The organism is Fibrobacter sp. UWB13, assembly GCF_900177805.1.
Classification (GTDB): domain Bacteria; phylum Fibrobacterota; class Fibrobacteria; order Fibrobacterales; family Fibrobacteraceae; genus Fibrobacter.
Map to the genome: position 1 here is coordinate 1512084 of NZ_FXAX01000001.1, position 25231 is coordinate 1537314.

Genomic DNA, 25231 nt, shown 5'->3' on the forward strand with positions numbered 1-25231 from the left:
TTGTTGAATTTTCTCCAATCTTTGTGAAAAACTTTCACAAAACAAAGTTTACATTAATTTTTCGAGAAAGTTAAGTTTTGCTTACAAAAAATTATTTCAAGTTGGAATAAGTTTGCAATTTTACGTTCGTTTTCTTATAAAAATATTACACAATAAACAAGTAAACTTTTAGCAATATTTGCCAAAATTTGAGTAAATTGGGCATTTTGGGAATTTTGGAGATTGAATACAAGAGAACGAAATTAGAGCTTAATTTCGTAAAGTAAAATTTTATTTACAATTTACATTTTTTGCGGGATTTTACGTTTTTCTGTTTTGAGAAGGGTTTTTCCGCTCGTAGGCGGGATGATAAATAATAAAAAGCCCGCGGTCGAACGATCGCGGGTTTGACTTTAAATTATTTTGTATTAACTAAGCCCAGTTTTCAGCCTTGAGTTCGCGGCCCCAGATTTCCTTGACCACGTCTTCGACCTTGCGGTTTTCGAACAACATCTGATAAACGGCTTCGACAATCGGCATTTCAACGCCAAGTTTCTTCGCAAGAGCGCGCGTACTACGGCAAGTCGGGACACCTTCGGCAATCATCTTCATGCCAGCAAGCACCTGTTCGAGCGTTTCGCCCTTACCAATGTGTTCGCCCACGTAGCGGTTACGGCTGTGCTGGGAAAGGCAAGTCACGATGAGGTCGCCCATGCCGGCGAGACCGGCAAACGTTTCGGGCTTTGCACCGAGAGCCTTGCCCAAGCGGCACATTTCAGCCTGACCACGCGTAAGGATGGCAGCGCGGGTATTGTCACCAATCTTGAACTTGCCACTAGCTTCGAGGCCATAGAGCACGCCGGAAGCAATTGCAATCACGTTCTTCACGGAACCGCAGAGTTCCACACCGACAATATCAGTCGAAGTATAGACGCGGAGGTAAGAGCAGCTCATTGCCTGCTGTACAACCTTTGCAGAGTCTTCGTTCACGCAAGCTGCGACAATAGCGGTGAGCACGTGGCGGCTCACTTCTTCGGCATGAGACGGACCGCTAAAGGCAACCATCTTGTCTTCAGTCAGCCAAGGCACCTTTTCGAGGATAACTTCGCTCATGAGCTGGTCAGTACCTTCGAGAATACCCTTTGTGGCGCAAACGACAATCGGTTCCTTGCCCTTTGCAGGGGTCCAAGAGCCAAGATTTGCGGCAACGCCAGCCATAAACTGAGACGGAACAACGATAAGGACCATGTCACAGCCTTCAAGAGCGGCGTGCATGTCGGTCGTGTACTTAAAATCAGCCGGGAAAATAACGCCAGGAAGCTTATCCTTGTACTGGTGTTCGGTGGAGAGAAGGTCAACTTCTGCTTGGGAATTGGTCCAAAAAGTGAGTTCGTTCTTGTTTTCGTAAACAACTTGACCGAGGGTCAGGCCCCAGCCACCGGTACCTAAAACTGTAACTTTCATAATATCGTTCCTTAGTCAATGGTCATTAGTCATTGGTCAATAGTTAATGGTTCGTAGGCAATGCTCAACATTGCCAAAAATCATTGCCGCATATAATCTACAATAATTAAATGTGTCTAGTCACATTCAATCGAGAAATTTACTGGATTCCTCGGCTATCGCCTCGGAATGACGTGGGACGAGAAGGGGATTCCCGCTCAAGGCGGGAATGACAAGTCCTTACTGGGACTATCGCTACGCTCTAGTCCCAAATGCTGGTCTCGGTCATGTCCAAGCAAGCTTGGCCGCGACACTCAACCTACGCATTTGTTTTGCGCTTAGAGCCGAAGCCGTTCTCGGTGCCGTTGAGGAGGCGCTTGATGTTCGACTTGTGCTTCACAATGACGAACACGGCGACAATCACGGCGAGAATCATCTGGCCAAGGTTGATGCTTTCGAAGTAGTATTCTGGGCAGACATAGCCAAAGATGGAAAGTGCGCCGAGAAGTCCGCACCCGAAGATGCTACCGACGGAGACGTACTTCGTGGTGACCGTGAGGATAATCCAGAGGGCAAATGCGCAAAGAACCGTCAAGGGCGAAATCGCAAGGAACACGCCAAGTGCAGCAAGCACGCCCTTACCACCGCGGAAGCCTGCAAAGCAAGTGAAGCTGTGGCCGAGAATCACGAGGAGACCTGCAACAAGCGGGACCCATGCGCTGTAATCGGCGCCGCCAGCGGCGACCTGTGCTTCGCACATTTTCTGGGCGATGAACGGTCCAAAGAAACCCTTCAAAAGATCCATGAACACGACCGGGAGAGCAGGCTTCCAGCCGAGCACACGGAATGTATTCGTGAGGCCCGCATTTTTGGAGCCGTAATCACGAATGTCAAAGTCCTTACCTTTCGCGAGTTTTGCGATCCATATGGCGCTGGGGATCGACCCCAGCAAGTACGCTATTGGAAGACTCAGTAAACTGTTCAAGTTCTTCATCCTTTCTGAGGGTTAACTTTCTATCGAAATTCAAGCGGAGCGGAGCGCCCTGCAACTGGAATTCGTCATAAAACTTTTTGAGCAAGTAGCGCTTGTACGATTCGTCGACAAGTTCCGGCGTGCGGGTTTCGATGTCGATGACCGGCGGTTCCACCATGATCTGGCAGGCACGGGTAAGCATAACGACTCGTCCATTGTGGCTCGGAGGAGCTTTCTCCTGCAAGAAGTTCGCAAAGCTTTCGGCAACGCGGTCACGGCCAAGCACACGGCGGCAGTTGGCATAGACGGTCTGGATAGCCTGAATCACGCGGCCTACGCGCTGGCCTTCCTTGGCACTGATCGAGAGAATCGGTACAAATTCAAGCATCGGTTCGCGTTCGAGGAGTTCCTTGACCATGTGATCAAAAGACTTGTCGTTCTTGTTCGGGAGGATATCCCATTTGTTCAGCACGACGACGAGGCCCTTGCCCGCCTTGCGGATTTCCGTGATGATGCGGTAGTCCTGGATTTCCATGCCGCGCGTGCAATCGACGACGAGCACAGACAAGTCAGAACGGCGGATGCTTTCGAGCGTACGCATGTTGCTGAAGACTTCCACTTCGTCTTCGACGCGAGCCTTTTTGCGGAGGCCTGCGGTATCGGTAACGACAAACTTTTGTCCGTCAACGACAAAGTCACAGTCGATAGAGTCGCGGGTTGTACCCGGGATGTCGGAGACCACAGCGCGATCTTCGTTCAACAGGCGGTTGAGGAGCGTACTCTTGCCTGCATTCGGGCGACCGAGAATGGCAAAACGCACCGGGCGTTCTTCGCGGCGTTCGCCACGCACCGGAGTCGGGAGCACGGAGACCACTTCGTCCAAGAGCGAGAGGCAAGCGTAGCCGGTCAAGGCACTGACGGTACGCGGCTGACCAAAGCCGAGTTTGAGGAATTCGTAGCTTTCCTGGCGGTCGCCCTGCAATTCGCTCTTGTTCGCGACGAGGATGACCTTCTTGTCGAGCTTGCGGATGAGGCGTGCAAACTGCTGGTCGAGCTTGGTGATGCCCACGCGGATATCGACCATGAAAAGCACGAGGTCGGCTTCGTTCACGGCGTTAAAAATCTGGGTTCGGACGCTGTCCGCCAAGACGTCGATAGAATCATCGGGCAAGAATCCACCCGTATCGACGACTGTAAATTCGTGACCCTTGTAAATCGCATTCTGGTAATGACGGTCGCGGGTAACACCATCGCGGTCGCTCACCACGGCGGCACGGCGGCCAAGAATGCGATTGAAGAGGGAGGACTTTCCGACGTTCGGACGTCCAATTATGCAAACGATAGGTAATTTCATCGGGCACAAATATAGAAATTGTGTCTAGGGGTTGTTTAGACTAAAGACCAGCGACTAATGACCAATGACTAACAACCAATAACAAACATCTTTTTTCATTCTTTCTCGCAAGAATAATATATCTTTGTAGTGTATTATTTAGAGTTTTTCCCCACAGGTGGGAAGGACATACGAGGTTACTTTGGCTTCCATAAACGGAAAGACGGAAACTCTTTGCATTTTCGGGCATCCGGTTGCTCACAGCAAATCGCCCGCTATGCACAACGCCCTTTTTGACGCCCTTGGCATCAATGCGGCTTATCTCCCCTACGCACCCGAACCAGAAAATTTCGCCCAAGCGATTCAAGGCTTCAAGGCGATGAAGTTCCATGGTGCAAACGTCACCATCCCCTACAAGACGGAATTCTTCAATGCAGACGGAACTGCCCGCCTGGTGGATGAACTTTCAGAAATTTCGAAGTTCACCGGTAGCGTGAACACGCTGTACTGGAAAGATGGCGTTGTCGGTGGGACTCTCTGCGGAACGACGACAGACCCTTACGGTTGCGTGCGAAATCTCGAAGAGAATGGCGTAAATCCGTCTAGCAAGAAGATTGCACTCCTCGGAAACGGAGGTGCCGCCCAGTCGATTGCTTTTACGCTTGTGGAACAAAGAAACGAGCTTACTATTGTTTGCCGCACCAAGGAAAAAGGCGAAGCTCTTGCGGGTTCTTTGAACAAGTTTTTCCAGTCCGGCAATGCAAGCGACAAGAATTTCAAGACCGTTCAGGTCACGACGTTTGGTGAATTTGCAAATATTTCCGCAAACTTTGACATCATCATCAACGCGACCTCGGTCGGCATGAGCCCAAACATTGATGCCTCCCCCATTACAGACGAATGTCTGCACAAGGGTCAGGTTGTCTGCGACATTGTCTACACACCGCCACACACCAAGCTTTTGCAGATGGCAGAAGCCAAAGGTTGCAAGATTGTGACCGGAGAAGGCATGCTCGTACACCAGGGCCTCGAAAGCTTTAAAAAGTGGTTCCCGAAGGAAACCGAAAACAAAACAAACGAAGAACTTACTGCGATTATGCGCAAAGGAATGCAGGGCTAAAATGAAGAAGCATCTCTACTTTACCGGATTCATGGCCAGCGGCAAGAGCCGTACAGGTCGCGCCCTCGCAGACCGCCTCGGACGCCCGTTTGTCGATACGGATAACGTCATTGTAGAACGCGCCGGCAAGTCCATTAGCGAAATTTTTGAACAAGAAGGCGAAGCCGCTTTCCGCAAGATGGAACGCGACGTGATTGCCGAAATTGCACAGAGCGAAAAGCCTCTCGTTGTATCTCTCGGCGGTGGTGCTCTCACGCAGGCCGAAAACTTGAAGGTCATCCGCGAAAACGGAACGATTATCCGCCTGTGGGCAAAGCCCGAAGTGCTTTCGGAACGCATTGGCCGCAAGAACACGCGCCCGCTCCTTGCAAACCTTTCGGACGAAGAACGCCTCGAAAAGATCAAGCAGATGCTGAAAGACCGCGAAAAGAATTACGCCAATGCGGACTTTAGCGTCGAAAGCTCGAACGACTATTCCGAAACGCACGTCACGGAACGCATTATGCACATGCTCAAGTTCTGGGAAAGCCATGCACTTGACGTGCACCCGAGCGAAGGTGGCCGCTACCCGATTTTCATCGGCAAGAACATTGTGCCGGACGCCGCAATTATGCTTGAAGGCTTACGTCTTGCCCCGACTTACGAATTCTTGATTTGCACGGACACGACGATTGCCAAGGAACAGAACACGAAGCTTTCGGAACTCCGCGGTCAGGCAGGCCGTTGCCCGATTTTCAAGTTCCAGGCAGGCGAAGGCCACAAGACGCTCCACAACTTGAACCAACTTTACAGTTTCATGTTGCACCGCGGTTACACCCGCAAGAGCTGCCTTTTGCAGTTCAGCGGCGGTGTCGTAGGTGACATGGCTGGCTTTGGTGCCGCCACGTACCAGCGCGGCATTCCGTTTGTGCAGTTCCCGACAACGCTCTTGTCGATGGTCGACAGTTCCGTTGGCGGTAAAGTCGCCGTGAACCATGCCGAAGGCAAGAACATGATTGGCGCTTTCTACCAGCCGAAAGCGGTTGTCTGCGACATTTCTGTGCTGAACACGCTCCCCCCCACCGAATACTTAGCAGGTCTTGCCGAAATCGTCAAGTACGGCGTGATTTACGATGAAGAATTCTTCACCTACCTTGAAAATAACGTTGAAAAGATCAAGGCTCACAACTTTGACGTGTTGAAGCACATGATTTTCCGCAGTTGCCAAATCAAGGCCGAAGTGGTCGGCATCGACGAAAAGGAAGCAGGCCTCCGCGCCATCCTCAATTACGGTCACACGTTCGGTCACGCCATTGAAAAGCTTACGCATTACGAGCTCTACAGCCACGGCATCGCCGTTTCTTTGGGCATGCGAGTGGCCGCACGCGCTGCAGTGCTCCTCGGAAAGCTCTCGAAAGAAGACGAACAGCGCCAAAACAAATTGCTCGACGATCTCGGATTCCCGAAGACATACAACACGGATGTCGAAGCGGCTTGGGCTGCAATGGCAGTCGACAAGAAGGCAGAAAAGGGCACTAGAGTTTATATTTTGCCTACAAAGATTGGAAAGGTCGAAAAAGTTTGTAATATTGATAAGGGTATTATTGCAAATGCCTGGAAAGCCATCCAGGCAAGTGAGGTTTAGATGAGTATATTGGTTACCGGGGGAACGGGATCACTTGGGTACAGTATTCTATCTAACTTAAGCGGCACCAATCACGAGCTGTACAGCTTCAGTGATGAACTTCCGCAGCCGTGGCAAAAGGTCGAAGGAGTACAGTACCTGACCGGTGATTTGCTGGACTTCAGAAATGTGCTGGAAATGATTCAGAAAGTTTCCCCGACGCACATTTACCATCTGGCAAGCCAATCCTCTGTGGGGCTCAGCTACAAGAAGCCTTACGAAACGCTCAACATCAACTTGTTGGGTACACAAACGCTCCTCGAAGCAGTGCGACAGGTTGTGCCGAAGGCAAAAGTCTTGCTCCTCAGCAGTAGCGAAATCTATGGCAGGACGGAACAGCAACTGACTTACTTGCACAAGGAAACAGACCCTCCTAACCCGCTCACTCCGTATGCCACGTCCAAGGCATGCATGGAAATATTGGGAAACCAGTTCCGCAATGCAAACGGTCTGCATATCGTGTTTGCTCGTCCGTTCCACTTTACAGGTCCGCACCACAGCCGCCGCTTTGTAATCCCTTCCATCGCCTACCAGTTGGTGAAGATAAAGTATTACGGAGCAGAACCGGTCATTTATTCGGGAAGCCTCGACGTAAGCCGTGACGTGGTTGACGTGCGTGACGTTGCCCGCGCTGCCATCCAGATTTTGAACACCGCCGAATCCGGCGAAGCGTTCAACATTTGCTGTGGAAAGTCCTACACGTTCCGTGAACTCGTGGAAATGCTCGTGGACATCTCCGGCGTGAGCGTGGACTTCCGTTTTGACCCGGGTTACGACCGTTGCAACGACATTCCACTCTTGATTGGCGACCCCACCAAGATCATGAATCTCGGCTGGAAGCCCATGATTTGCATGGAAGATTGCCTCTCGGATTTGTTCAACGAAATGGTGGTCCGCCGCCGCGTAGAACTCAAGATGGGCATGGGTCGCGATTTGCGTCTGTAACTTGTTCCATTTATCGGCAATTCATTCCGCAATAACCGCCGTTTAGCGAATTTCTACAACAAAGCTGTTCCACATGAACAGCTTTTTTTTATTTTTTCGAGTATGAGATTACAAATAAAAAATATTGCTTTGGGGATATGTGCCCTGTTTGCTTTGTCTGCGACAACACACGCCGCAGAAGTTGTTGGTCCGCAGGGTGGCGATAGAGCCCTCACTGTTAGCGACTTTATGCCGCACAATCCCATTTCTAAAGAATTTAACGAAACCTGGAGTTACCAGTTCGTATTCGACAACGGCACACGAGCTTTTGTAAACTACTCCCTCCTTAACGTGCCTGGCTCCGGCCGTAAAATCGGCTGCGACTTGAACTTCTGGAATTTCAAGGGAAAGACCTACTCTGTTGGCCGCCAATACCCGCCAGAACGTCTCGTTGCAAGCAAGGAAAAGGCAACTATCGATATCAAGGGCGAATACAAGCTCGAGAACAAGCCGGGTAAAGGCCATCGCGTTCTTTATAGCGCCGACAAGGGCGGAAAATTCCTCCTCGACGTGACATTCGAAAGCGCAGTCCAGGGCATGGTCCCGGGAAATGGAGTCTGGACTTACGGCAAAGAAAAGATGGGCCAGTTCATCCACATTCCTTACGGACGCGTTACGGGTAAAATTGCCTACAACGAAGACACTTTGACAGTCAAGGGTTACGCCTACATGGACCAAATTTGGCAAACCGCACAGGCAACAGATATGGCAGCCCGCACCATCAACTTTAGCACAAGCGACAAATCCCCGATGCACGCAGGCCGCATCACCCTCACGAAAGATGGTAAGTTGATGGGTTACGCCTTATACAACGGACCGCAGGGCATGAAGGTCGCCATCCCGACAAAGGTCAAGGAAGGCGGCTCCGAATACAACGGCAAAAAATTCCCGACAACAACGCTCTCATTTGAATGGAAGAACGGCGTCCCGGCTATGGTGTTCCCCGTGAACAAGGTTTTGCAAAAGGCATCGCTTTTGGACAAGATTGACGGCTGGTTTGCAAAGAAGGCTATGAAGATTGCCGCAGGTGGCGAAGTTTTGTTCTACCGCGGTAGAAGCCAGAACGGACTTGGCAAGAAAATTGACTGGGCTATTACAGGGGTCAAGGACTAATGACGAAGTTTAGACCGTGCATTGACTTGCACGATGGCAAGGTAAAGCAGATCGTCGGCAGTTCACTCTCCGACAGCGGAGCGGGACTCAAGACAAATTTTGAAACAGACAGATCATCCGCATGGTTTGCCGAACTCTACAAGAAAGACGGCATCAAGGGCGGACACGTGATTATGCTTGGCAAGGGAAACGAGAGCGCGGCAAAGGACGCGCTTTCGGCGTATCCAGGGGGCATGCAAGTTGGCGGTGGCATCAACGCCCAGAACGCTTTGGAGTACATCCAGGCAGGCGCTTCGCACGTGATTGTGACGAGCTGGATTTTTCCGGACGGAAAACTCGACCGTTCGCGCCTTGACGAACTTGTAAAGACGGTCGGCAAGGAACACCTGATTTTGGACTTGAGCTGCAAGCGCACCGGCATGGTCGATGGCAAGCCGCAATGGAAGATTGCCACTAACCGCTGGCAGACGATTATCGATATCGAAATCAACAAGGAAACACTCGAAGACCTCGCCAAGAGCTGTGATGAATTCTTGATTCACGCAGCCGATGTCGAAGGCAAGCAGCAGGGCATGGACGACGAACTCATCAAGTTCCTCGCCGAGAATAGCCCGATTCCTGTGACGTATGCAGGTGGTGCAAAATCGCTTGAAGACCTGATTCATTGCAAAGAAATTTCGAATGGCAAGATTGACCTTACCATTGGTAGTGCTTTAGACTTGTTCGGTGGCAAAGGAGTGAAGTATGACGACTGCGTCAAGTTCAACAAAGCTCAAGGCTAGCGACAAGCTCGATTCTCGCCCGGCAATTTTTGGTCGAAAGGTCACGAGCACCTTCCGCAAGATTTTCTCGTTTGACCACAGACCGCCCGGAAACATCCGCACTTGCTGGATCCCACCTCTAGTGTTTTTTACGCCAATTATAAATTTGCCGAAACTCTTGAAGTTGCGTTTTTATTTGAAGAAAGAACGCCAAAAGAGAGATCCGGACGATGTGCGCATTCTGTTTTACTCGGACAATCTGGACGAGACGAACGGCATTGCGAACAACTTGAGGAACGTGATTCCGTACATGCGTGCACACGGCATGAAGGCTTACCTCGCCGGCAGTGCATTCAACACCCGCCCATGCGGTGTCATTGAAAACAGCTACTGCATTTTGTTGCCGCGCCTGTTCAGCATGGAACAGCTCGGGTACGCGAATAGCGAACTTGCCATTCCGCGCATTTCACCGGCACTGAGATTGCTCAAGCGCTACCCGATTGACATGATTGAACTGGAAACCCCGAGCCCTGGCGCTTGGGTCGTTTGCCTATGTGCATGGATTGCAGGCATCAAGGTCTTTAGCCACTACCGCACCGACGTGCCGACTTACGCAAAAACGCTTGTAAAAGCGAAGTGGATGCACACGTACGTGCTCTGGCTCATGCGCATTTTCTACTGGATGGCGCGCCCGGTCATTAGCCCTTGCGATGACTATGCAGACATTCTGCAAAAGGACTTGAAGGTCCCTGCAAACCAGGTGCAGATTCTCCCCCGCGGACTCCCGCTCGATCGTTTTTCGCCGACATTGCGCGGTAAAGGTGCATGGGAAAAGTTCGGCAACGAACGCACCAAGAGACCCGTGCGATTTGCATTTATCGGTAGAATTTCCAAAGAAAAGAATCTGGAATTTTTGAACTCCGTGTGGAGCAAGTTCTCAGCCAAGCACGACGACGTGGAACTCATGTACGTGGGCTACGGTTGGTATCTCGAAGAAATCAAGAAGCAGTTCAAAGACAATCCGAGTGTTTGCTTTGCAGGCGAACAGGGCGGCGAGATGCTCGCAAGCCTTTATGCGGATGCGGACTTTTTCTTGTTCCCAAGCACGACAGACACGTTCGGAAACGTAGTCGTGGAAGCGATGTCTACAGGCACACCCGCAATTGTAAGCAATTACGGCGGTCCGCACGACATTGTGCAGGACGACAGTTGCGGACGCATTTTGCCAATTGATGAAACAAAGTGGTTGGAAACGCTCGAAGAATGCCGAACCATCAAGCTTGAGAAGCCGGAACTCTACGAACAGATGCGCATCGACTGCCACAAGCGCAGCGAACGCTACACGCTTGCAAGCTCGACCAAAACGCAGTTCGAGTTCTTTAGAAAGCTCAAACGAGAAGTGTACGGGATTTAACCGAACAACTAATGACTCCAGATTCGTTAAAACGTTTGCGCGAGTGGTTCAGGGCGAACGCGGCAGAATTGCCGTGGAGGCCTGCGGACTTGGATGCGCCCCGTGATCCGTATGCGGTATGGATTAGCGAAACGATGTTGCAGCAAACGCAGGTTTCGACGGTCAGGGATTATTTTATACGATGGATGAAGCAGTTCCCAAATGTGGAAACGCTAGCCCAGGCAGAAGAAGCCGAGGTCTTTAAGTATTGGCAGGGGCTTGGGTATTATAGCCGCGCTAGGAATATATTGAAGACGGCGAAAATCGTCGCAGGCCTTCGACAAAGCAAAGGACCCTGCAAGATGCCCGAGACGCGCAAGGAATTGGAAGCGTTGCCGGGAATTGGAGCGTACACGGCGGGCGCCATTTTAAGCCTCGCCTACCACCAGAGAGAAGCGATTCTGGACGGGAATCTCGTTAGGATTTTTAGCCGATTGTACGAGCTTGATTTTTTGCCGACTGACAAAGGAAAAATTATAGATTGCCACGCCTCCTTACAGGAGGCTCGCAATGACGTGCAAGTTTCGACAGCGCGGGAGCTTGCACACGCATTGGAGAAACGCAGCAGTCATGGCACGAAGTGCAATGACGTGAGAGCAAGCGAGATTTATTGGGAATATGCGCGGAAAGTGGCGGATTCTCCGAAGGCCTACATGCACAACGAAGCTCTGATGGAGCTTGGACGAACAGTTTGCAAGACAAAGTCTCCGCTCTGCGAAACATGCCCGCTCCATAAAGAATGCCGCGCATTCTTGGATGGTCGCACAGCAGAATTTCCACCCGCAAAAAAACGCACCGAAAAAAGCTGGCACGGGACAGTGCTCGTTATCGAGAGTGCGGACGAAAAAATTTTAGCCGTAAACGGCGGGCAAAAATTCTTGGACAAGCAACTGGCGCTACCGCATTTTGAAAGTGCTCGCCATGCAACCGTTGCACTCCCCGCCAAAGCAGAAGATTACATCAACGCCGACGATGTCGAATCGTTAAAGCATTGCGGAACATTCCGCCATAGCATCACGGTGCATAAAATCGAATGCGATGTATTGCACGTGCAACTTTCAACAAAAGCAAAATCAGCACATTTGCCAAAGCCAACAGCCAATAGTGACAAGCCGACCGTATTTGAATGGATTGAAAAAGCGAAAGCCTTGGAGACTTTCGCTAATTCATTCAGCTTAAAAGCACTAAAGAAATGTCTTTAGGAGATGCCTGCTCGGAGGCAGACATGACAGGTCGGAATAATTAGTGCTAGTTAAAAGCTCTTCTTTGCAGTGCAGAAGAATCGGATGCGGCTATGCCCGCCATTCGGTGCTTCTATAACTTCTTCACCTAAAGCTTGGATAATCGAGCCTGCTAAAGACATTCCCCATTTCGGGAAACGCTGTTCAAACGTAGCGTCCCAGAACCAGTCTCCCTTTACGACATACGGATTCCTGGTACGGAGATTCCACTCAGCATCACTTCTATAACGCAATGAATGTGAAATACGGAACGTCTTGTTAATAAGCCAATCCGCATTGAACGAAACATAAAATTCCGCAGGATTGACCTCAAAACGTTTTTCATCGCCGTCAATACGTTCAAAGCCCGTGAGCGCTGTAAAGTTGAAGAAATCTTTAAGCCAGAGCTTTAACCAAAATTCACCCGTTACGCCTTTAATCCATGAATTTATGCGAGAGACATCGCCATGACGGTACGTAAAGATTTTGTCTTTGACAAATGATTCTGCGTCAAAAGTTTCAGCACCATATTCAGCCCAAAAACTTCCACGAAGACCAAAGCCGAAGAAATTCGTCAGAGAATCTTCAAAACGGACGTAGCCTTGCAACAAGTTCATTCGACCCGCTGCAGTCAGTGAAATGGTATCGCCGTCGAAATATTCATGCGTATCGGCAATCGGATTCAAGCGCGTTCCGGCAATATTCTTGGCACCGACTGTAATATTCATTTTTTCGAGAGCAGGTATCAAATATTCAACGCTATCTTGAACAAGCCAATCTCTATCATTCACGCCAAACATCACATCGAACTTGAGGTTGTCCATCGGGCGAACGCCCATTTCAAGGAATGGCCACAAGACTCGATCGTCAGCAAGACCTGTATAAACAGTACCCTCATCATTAACAAAACGGAATGCAAGACCTGCAGAAAGCTGCAACATACCACGTTTACACGTTTCGCTACAGCTATAGACAACAGAGCCGTTCACTTCTTTGCGTTCACCAGTTTCCTTCTTTCGTTTGTCCTGATATTCCGCATTTTCATAAACAAGCGTGGTCGAGAAATTACCGATTTCTGCACGTGCTTCAATTCTCGGCTTGTACTCCACAGGGATCCATCTGGAGCTTTCGGTAAAGATCCACAAGTATTCCTTGCCGGCGAGAATGGATGCATCTATAAAGTCATTCGTATAACCGATTCCACCATAAGCCGAACTGAAAAACGGCCAGTTTTCGCCAAAGAACGAGAACGATCCGTCAACTTGATCCATACGATATTTGCGTGCCGTATAGAAGGCATAATGGTCATCCTGGAATAAACGGAACGTCGCCCATAAGCCATGGAACAACGGCGTACGGAAACCGCCTTCCAAAATCGGAGTTCTATTAATGGGGCGATCTTCAGCATCCGTGAGGAAGTCATGATAAATTAAATCACCCAATTCATTACCCGTCTTCATCCAGAAGGATGGCGTAGCGATTGGAGTCCAGCTCGGCAAAACGGACATGCGATTAAAAAGCAGACGATAGCGCAACTTACGCGGAGTCCACAATTCACTTTCGGAATGAATTCCGCCTGCGCCAAGAGTGCGGTCAAAATAATATGTCGGACCCGCAATTAAGAACGTACCGTCATCGCGAGAAACAACTTCCATGCCTTCCATTTCGGCATCAACGGATGCGAAAGCAAAACAAGCGGATATTGCCAAAACAGAAAATATCTTATTTACAAAGGAGTTCATTACCAGATGCTCCTTTCAAGAGTGAGTCCAGCAGATAACATATTAGAGCGTTTGGGAAGAGTCCACAGCTGTTCCCATGATATGTGGAAACCCGCACTGTATTCTTTAAACTTAAACACAGGCAAACTAATCCTTGCATACCATCCAAATTCTGTTTCGTTATCGGTCAAAGTTCCACCGCGTTTTTTATAATCCATTTTTTCGGTATCGGCACGAGTCCAGTTACAAGCGAAACCGCCTCCAAGAATAACGGGACTGATAACATTCCATTTCCAGTCCACACCGACACGTCCCATAAACTGGTGAACGCCATCATAGTAAATATCGGTATTCGGCTTGAAATACGTGTATTGGAACATCACGATTCCATCAACATTTTCCCAATAAGTGTAGCGGACACCGACACCGCCATACAAGGCATTTTTCACAGCATCCATCAAGCGCCCCATCGGGTAGATTTCGCCACCTTCGATGAACACGGACAAATGTGAAAACGAGATATCGTTTGCAACAGCCGCAGAGTCGTTTCTAAACGCAAGCGGATCTTCAGCATGTAAAAGCGATACCAAACTTAAAGCTAGAATCGTAATGAGTTTTTTCATTTTTTGTATTCCAAAGCTTGTGCGAAAAAGCCGTCGAGGCGGGAATCCTTGAGGCCTGGCAAAACGGGTTCGCCAACTTTCACAAATTCAGGATGAGCCTTGACGAAGCGTGCGATGACTCGCGTTGTTTCCGTCGGATCGGGGCTGCATGTGGCATACACGAGGCGCCCGCCAGGAGCGAGTGCGGCAGATGCATTTTCGAGAATCTTGAACTGGAGTTCGGCAACTTCATTAATGGATTCTGGAGTCATGCGGTAGACGGATTCCGGACGGCGAGCGATCACACCCATGTTGCTGCACGGGACATCGAGAAGAATGCGGTCGAACTTAGACGAATGCTGCGGAGAAGTCGCGGAATCTTGAGCAGGCGCAAGGTCGATGACTTCGGTCTTGATGTTTGTAAGGCCGAGGCGGTTCATCAGGTCTTGCATTTTTTCGAGACGCGAGGCGGACGAATCGCTCGCGAGAATTTCAAGCGAGCTATCCATTTCGGCCATGAGTGCGGTCTTGCCGCCGGGAGCAGCGCAAGCGTCCCAGACTTTCAAGCCAGGCTTCAAGTCGAGGAGTTTCACGACTTCGAATGCAGACGGATTCTGGAACGAGAATTCGCCTTTCACAAATTCCGGAAGCGCAAGCAAAAGCTTCACGCCCACGTCACGCGGGATTTCAATAAAGCGGTCGTAGAGAATCGAGGCGCCCGTAATACCGATTTTTTCGGCAAGCACCGGAGCGCTCGTCTTTTGCAAGTTCACGCGGATCCATTCGGTCGGGCGTTCCAGCGTCGCCTTCGCCAAAGCTTCGGCGCGGTCGCCTCCGTACACATCGAACCAACGACGCACAAGCCATTCGGGCACGGAATTCTCGACACTCACGCGGCGAACGCGCTGCGGTGGAAGCGCAGGCTCGCCTTGACGGCGAGCAGTGCGAAGCACCGCGTTCACAAGCCGCGCAGTACTCTCGCCGAGATTTACAGACTTCGCAAGTTCCACGCAATCATTGATTGCAGCGTAATCCGGCACGTCCATAAAGAACATCTGGAAGAGGCCCATTTCAAGAATCACGCGGGCTTCGAGCGATGGCAATTTCTTTGTGAGCGACTTGACGAAATATTCAAGGTACAAGTGCCTGCGGCAAACGCCCAGAGCAAGTTCCATCGCAAAAGGAGAAAGTCCGCTTTCCTTGATGAACGAGCCGTCTTTTAGCCAAAGCAAAAGGACTCGATAGGCTTCTTCACGTTCCGTTAGCAAAATTGAAGTCCCTCGCGCTTTTGAATGCCTCGCATAAAGTCTGCTACAGGCATCGGCTTTTTGCCTTCGGCCTGGATTTCAATCACTTCGAGAACGCCTTCGCCAGTGCCAATAAAAAGTCGATTGTCCTTGAATTCGACAACACCCGGAGCAAGCTTCGGACCGTTTTCGGGAGTATCCGTCTGGCGCAAGTACACCATGCGGCCACCGAGCTTTCCATAGCCACCCGGCCACGGATTAAACGCGCGGATGCGATCGTGAATCGTGCGTGCCGGCAAATTGAAATCGATCAAGCCTTCTTCTTTCTTGATTTTCGGAGCACCACTTGCCTGAGCGTGGTCTTGCGTCAAATCCTTTTCGCAACCGTTCTTGAGCTGGTTCAAAGCATCGTCCAAGGCATCGCAACCCGGAGCGACCATTTTGTCGAGCAAGCTTGCGGTTGTGTCCTGATGGTCAATCACGACCGTGCGCTGTGCAAGAATCGGACCATGGTCCATCTTTTCGTCCAGGCGGAAAACAGTCACGCCAGTTTCCTTGAGGCCATCGGCAATAGCACGCTGCACCGGAGCGGCTCCGCGGTACTTCGGGAGCAAACTACCGTGAACGTTCACGGCACCAAACTTCGTGATGCCCAAAATATTCTTGGGCAAGATGGAATACGCCACGACGACATAAAGGTCGGCATCGTACTTGCGGAGGTCTGCTTCGAATTCAGGAGACTTCAAGTCCGTCGGCTGCAAGACCGGCAAATTGTGCTTGAGCGCAGCCTCTTTCACAGGCGGAGGCGTAAGCACGCGGCCACGGCCTGCCGGGCGATCGGGCTGTGTGACAACAGCTAAAACTTCGTTATCGGAAGCAACAAGGTGCTCCAAGAATTGAGCCGCAAACGCGGGCGTTCCCATAAATACAATTTTCATACCGCAAAATATAGCTATTAGAAAGCATTTCAAGTCTTATATAAAAAGCACTTGCTCTAGTATAAGCGAGAAGTTTAAATAACTATAGAAACAGAAACAAATCGTTGAGAGAATAAAAGCGTCGGCCAAGGATGGGGAGGGTGCAGGGAGGGGCCCGTGCGGCCTTCGCAACTCCGAGCTGGGGCCCCGCCCGCATAATCTACTTTTTGCATTAAAAAAAACACCTTTGGCGTGAGCCCTTATTTTCTATCTTTGGGCGCATGCGAGTATTTTTACAACTAGCCCTGATTTTGGGGATTTGCTACGCAGGCGACCTCATTCATGATTACACGGGCATTCCCGTCCCCGGCAACATTCTCGGAATGCTCATCCTGCTCTTGTTACTTTGCCTAAAAATCGTGAAACTCGACCAGATTCGCGAAGTGAGCGATTTCTTCTTGAAACGCCTTTCGTTCTTCTTCTTGCCGCCAGCAATTGGACTTATGCTCGTCGGCGATGACGTTAAAAGCCAGTGGCCACTGTTACTGTTCCTCTGCATCGTGATTACGGTCGTGACCATGGTAACGACCGGCTGGACCGTTCAACTTTTAAGCAAAAAGAACAAAAACAAAAATTGATTTTAACGCGCTATGTTTGGAATTATTCTTACTATCATCGCTTTTGAGCTTGGCGTCACCATCCGCAACAAGTGGCGTAATCCGCTCCTCAATCCAATCCTCATCGCCACCATTCTCATCATCGGATTTTTGACCGTCACGGGAATCAAATACGAAACATACAAAGTAGGTGGCGATTACATTTCGTTCTTTCTCGGACCTGTAACTGTTTTGCTCGCCGTTCCTTTGTACAGACACATCCAGGCACTCAAAAACAACTGGCTCCCAATTTTAACAGGGATTCTCGTGGGTTGCATCACAAGCATCGCTTGCGTGATCGCTTGCGCCAAGATTTTCAACATCAGCAAGACTCTGATGCTTTCGCTCATTCCGAAGTCCATCACTATTCCTATGGGTTCCGTAGTTTCAGAGCAGATTGGCGGTATTCCGTCAATCACGATTGTGGCAATAGTCATTACGGGAATTACAGGCGCCGTGACAGCACCACTCGTTTGCAGATTTTTCCGCATCGGGAATCCGGTTGCACAAGGCGTTGCCATTGGAACCGCAAGCCACGCACTTGGAACGACAAAGGCGATGGAAATTGGTGAAGTTCAGGGCGCCATGAGCAGCTTGTCCATTGGCGTCGCAGGCGTGATGACTGTGTTCGTGACACCTGTATTGTTGAATGTGTTCGGATAAAACCCGCTATCTCGCGGGGCTTTTCCCGATGAGCACGGTCGAGATGATGCTTTCGGTTTCGGGAATATCAAGAAGCTTTTTGAGTTCGTCGTGGTAGAAGAAATGTTCTTCGCGGGCGGTCTTGTTGAGCAAGCGCGCGGAGACGTAAAGCGATTCGGCGAGCACACCTGCGTTTAGATTCATATAGCGATAGCCGCGGTTTCCAAGCACCTGGCAAGATTCATTCAAGTTCGAAGTCAGCACCACAGCGAACATGGAATTTTGAACTTGTTCAGGAACGGCAAAGCACTTGTTAAACTTTTTCGGATTGGCAGAACCGCTTTGCATGTAGATGGACTTTCGAACAGGGATGTAGCGGTACACGCCTGCATACACGAACATCACATCAAAAACCACCACCCAAATTTTTATAAGCCCGGCGCCAAAAGCGTTCAACTGCGCGAGTTCCAGCCAGCGCAACAACGACGAGAAATCATCCAAGTCTAGCGTTCCGTGAACAAAAGGCGCAGCGACTTTTTTATCAGTGCGCAAATACCACAGTTCACGCAAATAATACTCATTCGTAAACTTCGACGGCGTCAGCGGAAATTCATCGCCCGGGAGCGCCTGCACATTCAAACGGCGCACCTTCATACAAAGGTTCAAGTCATCAATATTTTCGAGATGGTTCTGCAGCATGAATCGTGATGGGTAACGCGAAATTTCAAAATTGCTCTCCGCCTCGCCCACATACGCACTCATTTCCGCATGGTTCGAATACGCGAGTTCACCAACGCCATCATCGACGGAATTGAACGCAACCATGCTCTTTTCAGGGAAAACAGCAATCGCCGCCATCGGCATTTCGGTCGCCCCAAGCTTAAGCGCAACCGCAATAGAATCATCGACAAACCCGCCAAGCGCAAAGACTTTTTGCCCACGCGACTTTGCCAAAAGAATCGTGTTTGCACAAGCAGAGCCCACGTCCATTTGCACTTGTCGATATGCCGCCTCGCGGAATCGCCAAACAGCACGTTCCAAGAGCCCTGTGTAAATGAAAATCGTCTGCGCTTCGGTTATAAATTCCTGTTCCGGAAACGATGCAAGAATCGCCTTGCGAGCATCAGCACCACCGAGCTTGACGAGCTTCGATTCTTCGCGGTCCACGTAATAAACGCCATCGGGAACCTCGCCCCCATGCACCACGGCATAGACGCAAACCGGATTCAGGTAATCCGCCGAAACCGGCGCCAAAAGAGGCATGAAAGCGGCCGTCAGAGGGTAACGATTGCACCCCTCGTAGCGCTTATCGGCATACGCTTGCTTTTCCCAGTGCATGATGACGGGATCCCCACTTCCATGGGGAATATACTGGGTCGATTCGTGGTAAATTTCCGAAAAATAGCGCATCCAAAACCAAAGATAAAAAGATTAACGTTTGTCAAAAGCACCATGTCAGTTAAATGAAATATTTTTTAACGTTTTTCGTATAGAAAGTGGAGTTTTCGACCAAAACACTTATTACACTTTTTATTCCGATATATCATTTTACATAGCATAAATCAAAGCCCCAAATATATCTTTGGTAAAAAAGAAAAATTACTTTAAGAGGGTTTTATGCAACTCAAGAATTTCTATCCCAAAATGAGCATTATCGGAATCGCAACCGTGATCGCTCTGACCGCCTGTAGCGACGAAAATCCCACACTACCGCAGGTAACCGACCCGAACGGAGGAATTTTCAATCCGACTCCGGGTTCCAGTAGCAACATGACTCCGACCTCTAGCGATGCAGTCATTGATCCGACGTCTAGCTCCGCAGTAGTTGTAGACCCGTCCACCCTCCCTGCAGAAGGTCCGATTACCCAGCCGGCAGGTCTCGGCATTTTGGTCGACGACTTCGAAGACGGTGACAACTTGAGCAAAATCAACGATTACTGGTACACCTACAACGATAACGACAACGGAGGCGCATCCATCATCACAACTCCGCTGAACGAAGAAGAAAACATCATCCCAGGTCGCGTCAACAACGGTTCCAACTACGCTTTGCAAGTCAACTACACACTTGACAGAGGCGAATACGAATACGATCCGTACGTGGGCTGGGGCGTTCAAGTCGCACCGGACGAAGCCAACGGACGTTTTGGCGGCCTTACCTACTGGTACAAGGGCGGCGCCCACGAAGTGCATGTCGAAATTACTGACGTCGAAGACTATGACGTGCATCTCGCCAAGTTCCCGGCATCTCGCACTTGGAAGCAGGCAGTTGTCCGCTTCAAGGACCTCGTACAGGGCGGCTGGGGCAAGGAAGTCCCGTTCGACGCCAAGCACATTAATGCAATCAGCTTCCAAGCAAAGGGAAGCAAGAGCAAAGTCATGACCGACTCACTCTTCATCGACAACATCTATTTGCAGGACTCCTCTGAAGTTGAAAAGGACCAGCCGGATATGGAAATCATGGATCCGGTGATTCCGACGGTCGAATTTACCGAAGCCGAAATTACGGTGACAAACCCGTTGCAGGAAAAGGCCATGAAGTACCTCAACAAGGGCGTCAACTTTACCAACTGGCTCGAAAATGCCGATGGCAAGTTCAAGTCCTTTGAATTGGGCGAAAAGGATGTCCAGATTCTCGCAGAAAATGGTTTCAAGAGCCTCCGTTTGCCGATTGACCTTGACCTCTATGCCACAAACCGCGATGCATTTATCGCCGGCACCGATACCGAGCTCAAGTTCGATGACGACACCTTGTTCCTGGTTCTCGACTCCTTTGTAGAATGGACAGCCAAGTATAACATGTCTCTCGTCATCGACTATCACGAATATGACAACAGCTACAACGCCACCAGCGCCAAGGACGCCAACTACATCAAGATGATGGCAGAAGTGTGGAAGCACGTTGCAGCCCACTACGCCGAAAGCCCACGCGAAGACTTGTTCTTCGAACTCCTGAATGAACCGGACATGAGCGATGGAAAGGTCACTGCAGCAACATGGACAACCGCAGCCCAGGCCATGATTGACGCCATCCGCTCGGTTGATACCAAGCACACCATCCTCTTCGGTGATGCACAGTGGTACTCCATCACGCTCCTCGCCAAGCGCACTCCGTTCACCGATGACAACATCATCTACGTGATCCACACCTACGAACCGTTCGCCTTCACGCATCAGGGCGGTTCCTGGACAGACTACGCCACCATTCACGACATTCCGTTCCCCTACGATCCGGCAAAGTGGTCTACGGTTTCTGGCGACTTCGGTGTCAACAAGAGCACAAAGGCTTACGTGAAGACCGCTATCAAGAACTACTACAAGACCGGAAGCAAGGAAGCCATCTTGGAACAGATTCTCAAAGCCAAGAAGTGGGCAGCCACCAACAACGTGCCGGTGATCATCAACGAATTCGGCGCATTGAACCTCCGCTCTACCGCAGAATCCCGCATCAACTACCTCACGGCTATGCGCGAAATCTGCGACACGCTCCAGATTCCTTGGACGCACTGGGGCTACACCGGCAACTTCTCCGTGATTGAAAACGGCAAGTTGATCGAAGGCCTCGACAAGGCTCTCGGCGTCGGAAAATAGTTTCTTTCCTTAAAACCCCCTCAAAGAAGGCTACGCAGAAATGCGTAGCTTTTTTTCGTAGTAGGCAGTAGGAAGTAGACAATAGGAAGAATAGCGCAACAAGTACAATTGATACAGACTTATCACAGAATCCAGCATTCCAACATTTTTGTGATAGGCTTATTACGTATCTTTATTATCGTAATAATAAATCCTCATCTCCTCCAAGCAACCGCATGAGCAATCATGCGGTTTTTCTGTATATTTTTTTTCTAAGCACATACAAAATTCTAAATTACAACCATGAAGATTAAGATAAAGAGCATTTTTGCAATCTGTTCCGCATTGTTAGCGGGAACAGCATGCGCCGCCGGCTTTTACGGCAACCAGAGCGATATCAAGTGGAAAACCGCAGGCACGGAACATTTCCAGTTCATCTACCCTGTTGAATATTCAACTCACGCCGCTAAAGTTTCCGCTTACGCCGAAGCCGTTTACGATTCCGTCACAAGCCGCTACAGCAAGCCGCTCCCACGCATCAATGCTGTTTTGAACAATGCCCTTTATAGCAACGGCAGCGCCATCCCGAGCGAAAATGCACTGAACCTCTGGCTCACCAACTGGGATTTTAAAATCCGTAGCAGTCACGGCTGGATTTCAGACGTCGTAACGCATGAATTTAGCCATCTTGTGAGCATTGAAAGCGGAGCTAAGATTGTCCCGAATCTTTACGGTTTCCAGTTCAGCTATACGGACTATTATAACGAACGCACGAGAAGCGATTTTCTCACGATGATTCCGTTTACGTTGCAGCCGCTTTGGCTTGCAGAAGGAACCGCTCAATACGAATCTTCACGCATGGGATTTGATGCCTGGGACACGCACCGCGACATGCTTCTCCGCACAGCCGCCTTGAACGACAGCCTCATGACGCTCCCGTACATGCACGACTTTTCGGACAATTCGCTACTCGCCGAACTCGGGCCCTACACGCAAGGCTTTTCGCTCGTGCTTTACATCGCCAAACATTACGGCGACGATGCCATTCCAAAAATTTGGCACGAACTCGGGAAGCCCTACCGCGCCACGCTCAACGGAGCGATTAAAAGTGTACTTGGCATCAGCGAGCAGCAACTATACGACGATTGGAAAAAAGAAATTACTGAGTATTACCAAGCGCAAAAAGATTCTCTCGGCACGCTCGTCGAAGGCATCAAGATTACGAAGGACGCGTTCTGGCAGGACTTCCCTGTCGTAAGCGGCAAAAACCTTTATGGCATTTCGAATTTTGGCGGTCCGTGGTTTGACGGCAGCGTGTTCAAGATTCCGCTGGAAGATACATTAAAGACGAGCGACAGTACTACGGCGGATTCCGCGAAAGTCGCAGAATCTAAAAGCACCGATTCTACAAAAGTTGAAGTTGGCGATATCGAGGTTGAAGGCGCAGACAGTACCCTTATCAACATCGCCGATTTTGCAAAGTCCGGCTTCAAGGCTAAAAAGCCCTGGTTCGACAAGGGCATCGACATTTTCGACGACAGCACGCACGGTCCAATCCTCACTTACATCAGCTACCAGAATCGCGACAAGGATGGTCACGCCCACTTTGACGTAGCCGTGAGCGATACGAACAAGAACGAAGTCGCCCTCACGTACCTTGTTGATGCCGTTTACCCGTCATTCAACAAGCAAGGGACTTCCATCGTCTTTGCAAGACGCGACGCATTTAGCACTCGTTTCAGATTGAGCAAAATTCCTTTCTCGAGCGATTTGAAAAAAGCATCCTCCGAAGAGCCCATTGACGTTTTCATTCCAGATTCTTCGCTCCTCTACTATAATATATACAGTCCGAAGTTCAGCCCAGACGGGAAACGCATCGCATTTAGCTTTTTTGACGATGTGCAACGCGGGATTGCCGTAATCGACACAAACGGAGCAAACTTCAAGGTTGTAAGTACCACTGGTTATGACGAACGTGATGTCAACTGGATTGACAACGACAAGATTATCTTCGCCAGCAACCGCAACAACATTTTCAACTTGATCGAAAAGGACTTGAAAACCGGCAAGGAACGTGCGCTCACAAACGTGATCGGTGGCGCATTCACGCCGACACTCGCAAACGATACGATTTTCTTTACGCAGTATGACAAGGACGGTTTCTCGCTTTACAAATTGCCTTACGCAAAAGAAGCAGAACCCATATTCCGCGATAGCGTTGTCGTGACCGTCCGTGATAGCGTTTTGCAAAAAGCCGATACCATCCAAGTCGCATGTGCCGACACGACCCAAGCCACAGATTCCACGAAATGCACGCAAGTCGTTTTGCACAAAGACGTGATTCAGGTGGAACAACGCGACACCATCAAAGTTGCCGTCAAAGACACGACACTGCGTGAAATCATCTTGCACGGGACACTCCCGCAAAAGCCACATAAAGGACTCGAACTCATTGACCGTGAATTTGCAGGAGCCGAACGCAACTACAAGCCTATTCCGAACACACCGCTGTTCGTCCCGATTTTTAGCATTTCTGAAAACGCCCCGAGCTTGACGGTTTTTGGCGAAGGAGAAATGAAAGCAAAACTCGGAGTTGCCGTTGTCATCAGCGACCCGCTCAAGAAAAACACAGTGCAGCTAGGGCTGTTACTTGAACTCGGCAAGGGCATCAACTACATCAACGGCGACGGTCTCAATCCCAAGCAAGAAAAGGAATTCTTTATTGCGTGGGATAACCATAGCACACCACTCGATCTTGGAGTTTCGTACAGCTACGCGAACTACACCAACAAGGACACCGTCCGTTACGAAGACGTTGGAGCCCACGGCGGCGATAGTATCGGAACAACTCATTACGCTTACGCCACACAAGCCATTACAGGTACCGCAGGCTATAGCATTTTCAAGAGCATCGATACATTGCAAGCGGCCATCAGTTACGACTGGGCAAATGTCAACTTCTACGACGAGAGAATCGAATGGACCTACCAGAAACGCTTTAGCGCAACAATCGGTCTCGGACTTTACGGCGATCACGAAGGCGAAAGCGGTTCAGGAATTTCTGGACAGGGGAACGGCCTCTTTGCCTATTACCAGTACGCCAACAGCGACCTTAGCCGCCCCGGTTCACTTTACGTCACCGAAAACGGCAGAATCGAAAGCCATTACAGAAACTTCACGTTGCACCAGTTCGGCTTGAACCTTTACGGAAGTGTGCAAACGCCGTTCCTCCATGCAAGACTTGCCGCTGGCGGTAAGCTCACGACGTTCTTCTGGAACACCGACGACGTAGTCGATACACTCGATTCATACTACCTGACTCCAGTGTTCCTCGATGGTTACCCGTACTTGCGCAGCAATGAAGACTATACGCTTGCAGGTATAAAGACGGCAATGGCGGAACTCCATTACCTCTACCCGATTTACGACGACTGGCGAAACAACCTTTGGATTTTCTCGACTCGCAGTTTGTATGTAGACCTGTTTGCTCAGATTGGTGCCGCTTGGGATGGCAAGTTCTGGACAAGCAAGCTTACAAAGCATGAGTTTTGGGATCGTTCTGTTGGCTTAAGCTTCCGCATGAGTAACAAAATTTGGGATAACATTCCGTTCGACATTTCGCTCACGCTGGCACGTGGTTTAAGCCGCATCGGTGAGGACAAGGATTTGCGCGGAGGAACGAAGCTGAAACCGATTGACTTGCCGCTGTTGCACAAGAACATCTGTCCCACGAGAATCAAGTTTTCTATTGGGATGGGGTTTGTTAATTCCTGGCAATAAAGGAGAAGCCTGCTCAGCGGCAGGCATAACACATAAAAAGGCGGCTTAGAGCCG

Annotated in this window: 19 protein-coding genes; 11 read left to right on the plus strand and 8 right to left on the minus strand. The window is 50.0% G+C overall.

Annotation, left to right across the window (positions count from 1 at the left end; all coding sequences use genetic code 11):
- Nucleotides 1–411: 411 nt before the first annotated feature.
- The 3 genes from B9Y77_RS06325 to der form a co-directional block, all read right to left on the minus strand.
- The gene (locus B9Y77_RS06325) at nucleotides 412–1443 is read right to left on the minus strand and encodes an NAD(P)H-dependent glycerol-3-phosphate dehydrogenase (RefSeq protein ID WP_073423294.1); all 1032 of its coding nucleotides are present in this window, start codon (nucleotides 1441–1443) and stop codon (nucleotides 412–414) included.
- A gap of 298 nt (nucleotides 1444–1741) precedes the next feature.
- Nucleotides 1742–2374 (minus strand): glycerol-3-phosphate 1-O-acyltransferase PlsY, encoded by a 633-nt coding sequence (gene plsY / locus B9Y77_RS06330; RefSeq protein WP_176221717.1) that lies wholly within the window; start codon nucleotides 2372–2374, stop codon nucleotides 1742–1744.
- Entirely contained in the window at nucleotides 2322–3749 is a 1428-nt protein-coding gene (der, locus tag B9Y77_RS06335; RefSeq protein WP_085490876.1) for a ribosome biogenesis GTPase Der, read from the minus strand. Before der ends, plsY begins: the two co-directional genes overlap by 53 nt.
- Nucleotides 3750–3930: 181 nt before the next feature.
- Between der and aroE the strand changes: the two genes are divergently transcribed.
- From aroE to B9Y77_RS06370, 7 genes are all read left to right on the plus strand, one after another.
- Nucleotides 3931–4848, plus strand: a complete 918-nt coding sequence (gene aroE / locus B9Y77_RS06340; protein ID WP_085490877.1) for a shikimate dehydrogenase — start codon at nucleotides 3931–3933, stop codon at nucleotides 4846–4848.
- A 1-nt stretch (nucleotide 4849) separates the two neighbouring features.
- On the plus strand, nucleotides 4850–6472 hold the full coding sequence (aroB, locus tag B9Y77_RS06345; RefSeq protein WP_085490878.1) for a 3-dehydroquinate synthase: 1623 nt from the start codon (nucleotides 4850–4852) through the stop codon (nucleotides 6470–6472).
- Nucleotides 6473–7456, plus strand: coding sequence for a GDP-mannose 4,6-dehydratase (locus B9Y77_RS06350; protein WP_014546883.1), 984 nt, complete (start codon nucleotides 6473–6475; stop codon nucleotides 7454–7456).
- A gap of 102 nt (nucleotides 7457–7558) precedes the next feature.
- Entirely contained in the window at nucleotides 7559–8608 is a 1050-nt protein-coding gene (locus B9Y77_RS06355; protein ID WP_073423297.1) for a hypothetical protein, read from the plus strand.
- Nucleotides 8608–9390, plus strand: a complete 783-nt coding sequence (gene hisA, locus B9Y77_RS06360) for a phosphoribosylformimino-5-aminoimidazole carboxamide ribotide isomerase (protein ID WP_085490879.1) — start codon at nucleotides 8608–8610, stop codon at nucleotides 9388–9390. The genes B9Y77_RS06355 and hisA overlap by 1 nt, the downstream gene beginning before the upstream one ends.
- Nucleotides 9353–10783 carry a glycosyltransferase gene (locus B9Y77_RS06365; RefSeq protein WP_085490880.1) on the plus strand — a complete coding sequence of 477 codons (1431 nt, stop codon included), beginning with the start codon at nucleotides 9353–9355 and terminating at the stop codon, nucleotides 10781–10783. Before hisA ends, B9Y77_RS06365 begins: the two co-directional genes overlap by 38 nt.
- 11 nt (nucleotides 10784–10794) lie before the next feature.
- Entirely contained in the window at nucleotides 10795–12024 is a 1230-nt protein-coding gene (locus B9Y77_RS06370; RefSeq protein ID WP_085490881.1) for an A/G-specific adenine glycosylase, read from the plus strand.
- Between the two features lie 50 nt (nucleotides 12025–12074).
- On the opposite strand, the gene B9Y77_RS06375 is transcribed toward B9Y77_RS06370, so the two are convergent.
- From B9Y77_RS06375 to fmt, 4 genes are read right to left on the minus strand one after another with little or no spacing between them, the layout of a single operon-like run.
- On the minus strand, nucleotides 12075–13751 hold the full coding sequence (locus tag B9Y77_RS06375; RefSeq protein ID WP_254899945.1) for a hypothetical protein: 1677 nt from the start codon (nucleotides 13749–13751) through the stop codon (nucleotides 12075–12077).
- A 32-nt stretch (nucleotides 13752–13783) separates the two neighbouring features.
- On the minus strand, nucleotides 13784–14386 hold the full coding sequence (locus tag B9Y77_RS06380; RefSeq protein ID WP_085490883.1) for a hypothetical protein: 603 nt from the start codon (nucleotides 14384–14386) through the stop codon (nucleotides 13784–13786).
- Nucleotides 14383–15633, minus strand: coding sequence for a transcription antitermination factor NusB (locus B9Y77_RS06385; RefSeq protein WP_085490884.1), 1251 nt, complete (start codon nucleotides 15631–15633; stop codon nucleotides 14383–14385). Before B9Y77_RS06385 ends, B9Y77_RS06380 begins: the two co-directional genes overlap by 4 nt.
- Nucleotides 15627–16550 carry a methionyl-tRNA formyltransferase gene (gene fmt, locus B9Y77_RS06390; protein WP_085490885.1) on the minus strand — a complete coding sequence of 308 codons (924 nt, stop codon included), beginning with the start codon at nucleotides 16548–16550 and terminating at the stop codon, nucleotides 15627–15629. The genes B9Y77_RS06385 and fmt overlap by 7 nt, the downstream gene beginning before the upstream one ends.
- Before the next feature lie 260 nt (nucleotides 16551–16810).
- Here fmt and B9Y77_RS06395 point away from each other — a divergent pair, with 260 nt between their 5' ends.
- Together B9Y77_RS06395 and B9Y77_RS06400 are read left to right on the plus strand one after the other, a co-directional pair.
- Nucleotides 16811–17167 carry a CidA/LrgA family protein gene (locus B9Y77_RS06395; protein ID WP_085490886.1) on the plus strand — a complete coding sequence of 119 codons (357 nt, stop codon included), beginning with the start codon at nucleotides 16811–16813 and terminating at the stop codon, nucleotides 17165–17167.
- A gap of 12 nt (nucleotides 17168–17179) precedes the next feature.
- On the plus strand, nucleotides 17180–17848 hold the full coding sequence (locus B9Y77_RS06400; RefSeq protein ID WP_085490887.1) for an LrgB family protein: 669 nt from the start codon (nucleotides 17180–17182) through the stop codon (nucleotides 17846–17848).
- A 6-nt stretch (nucleotides 17849–17854) separates the two neighbouring features.
- On the opposite strand, the gene B9Y77_RS06405 is transcribed toward B9Y77_RS06400, so the two are convergent.
- Nucleotides 17855–19237 carry a nitroreductase family protein gene (locus B9Y77_RS06405; RefSeq protein WP_085490888.1) on the minus strand — a complete coding sequence of 461 codons (1383 nt, stop codon included), beginning with the start codon at nucleotides 19235–19237 and terminating at the stop codon, nucleotides 17855–17857.
- Nucleotides 19238–19444: 207 nt separating this feature from the next.
- Here B9Y77_RS06405 and B9Y77_RS06410 point away from each other — a divergent pair, with 207 nt between their 5' ends.
- Both B9Y77_RS06410 and B9Y77_RS06415 read left to right on the plus strand, forming a co-directional pair.
- Complete coding sequence (locus tag B9Y77_RS06410) at nucleotides 19445–21418, plus strand: cellulase family glycosylhydrolase (RefSeq protein WP_085490889.1); 1974 nt, start codon at nucleotides 19445–19447, stop codon at nucleotides 21416–21418.
- Nucleotides 21419–21700: 282 nt separating this feature from the next.
- Nucleotides 21701–25177: a hypothetical protein gene (locus B9Y77_RS06415; RefSeq protein WP_085490890.1), complete on the plus strand. Its 3477-nt coding sequence runs from the start codon at nucleotides 21701–21703 to the stop codon at nucleotides 25175–25177.
- Nucleotides 25178–25231: the final 54 nt, after the last annotated feature.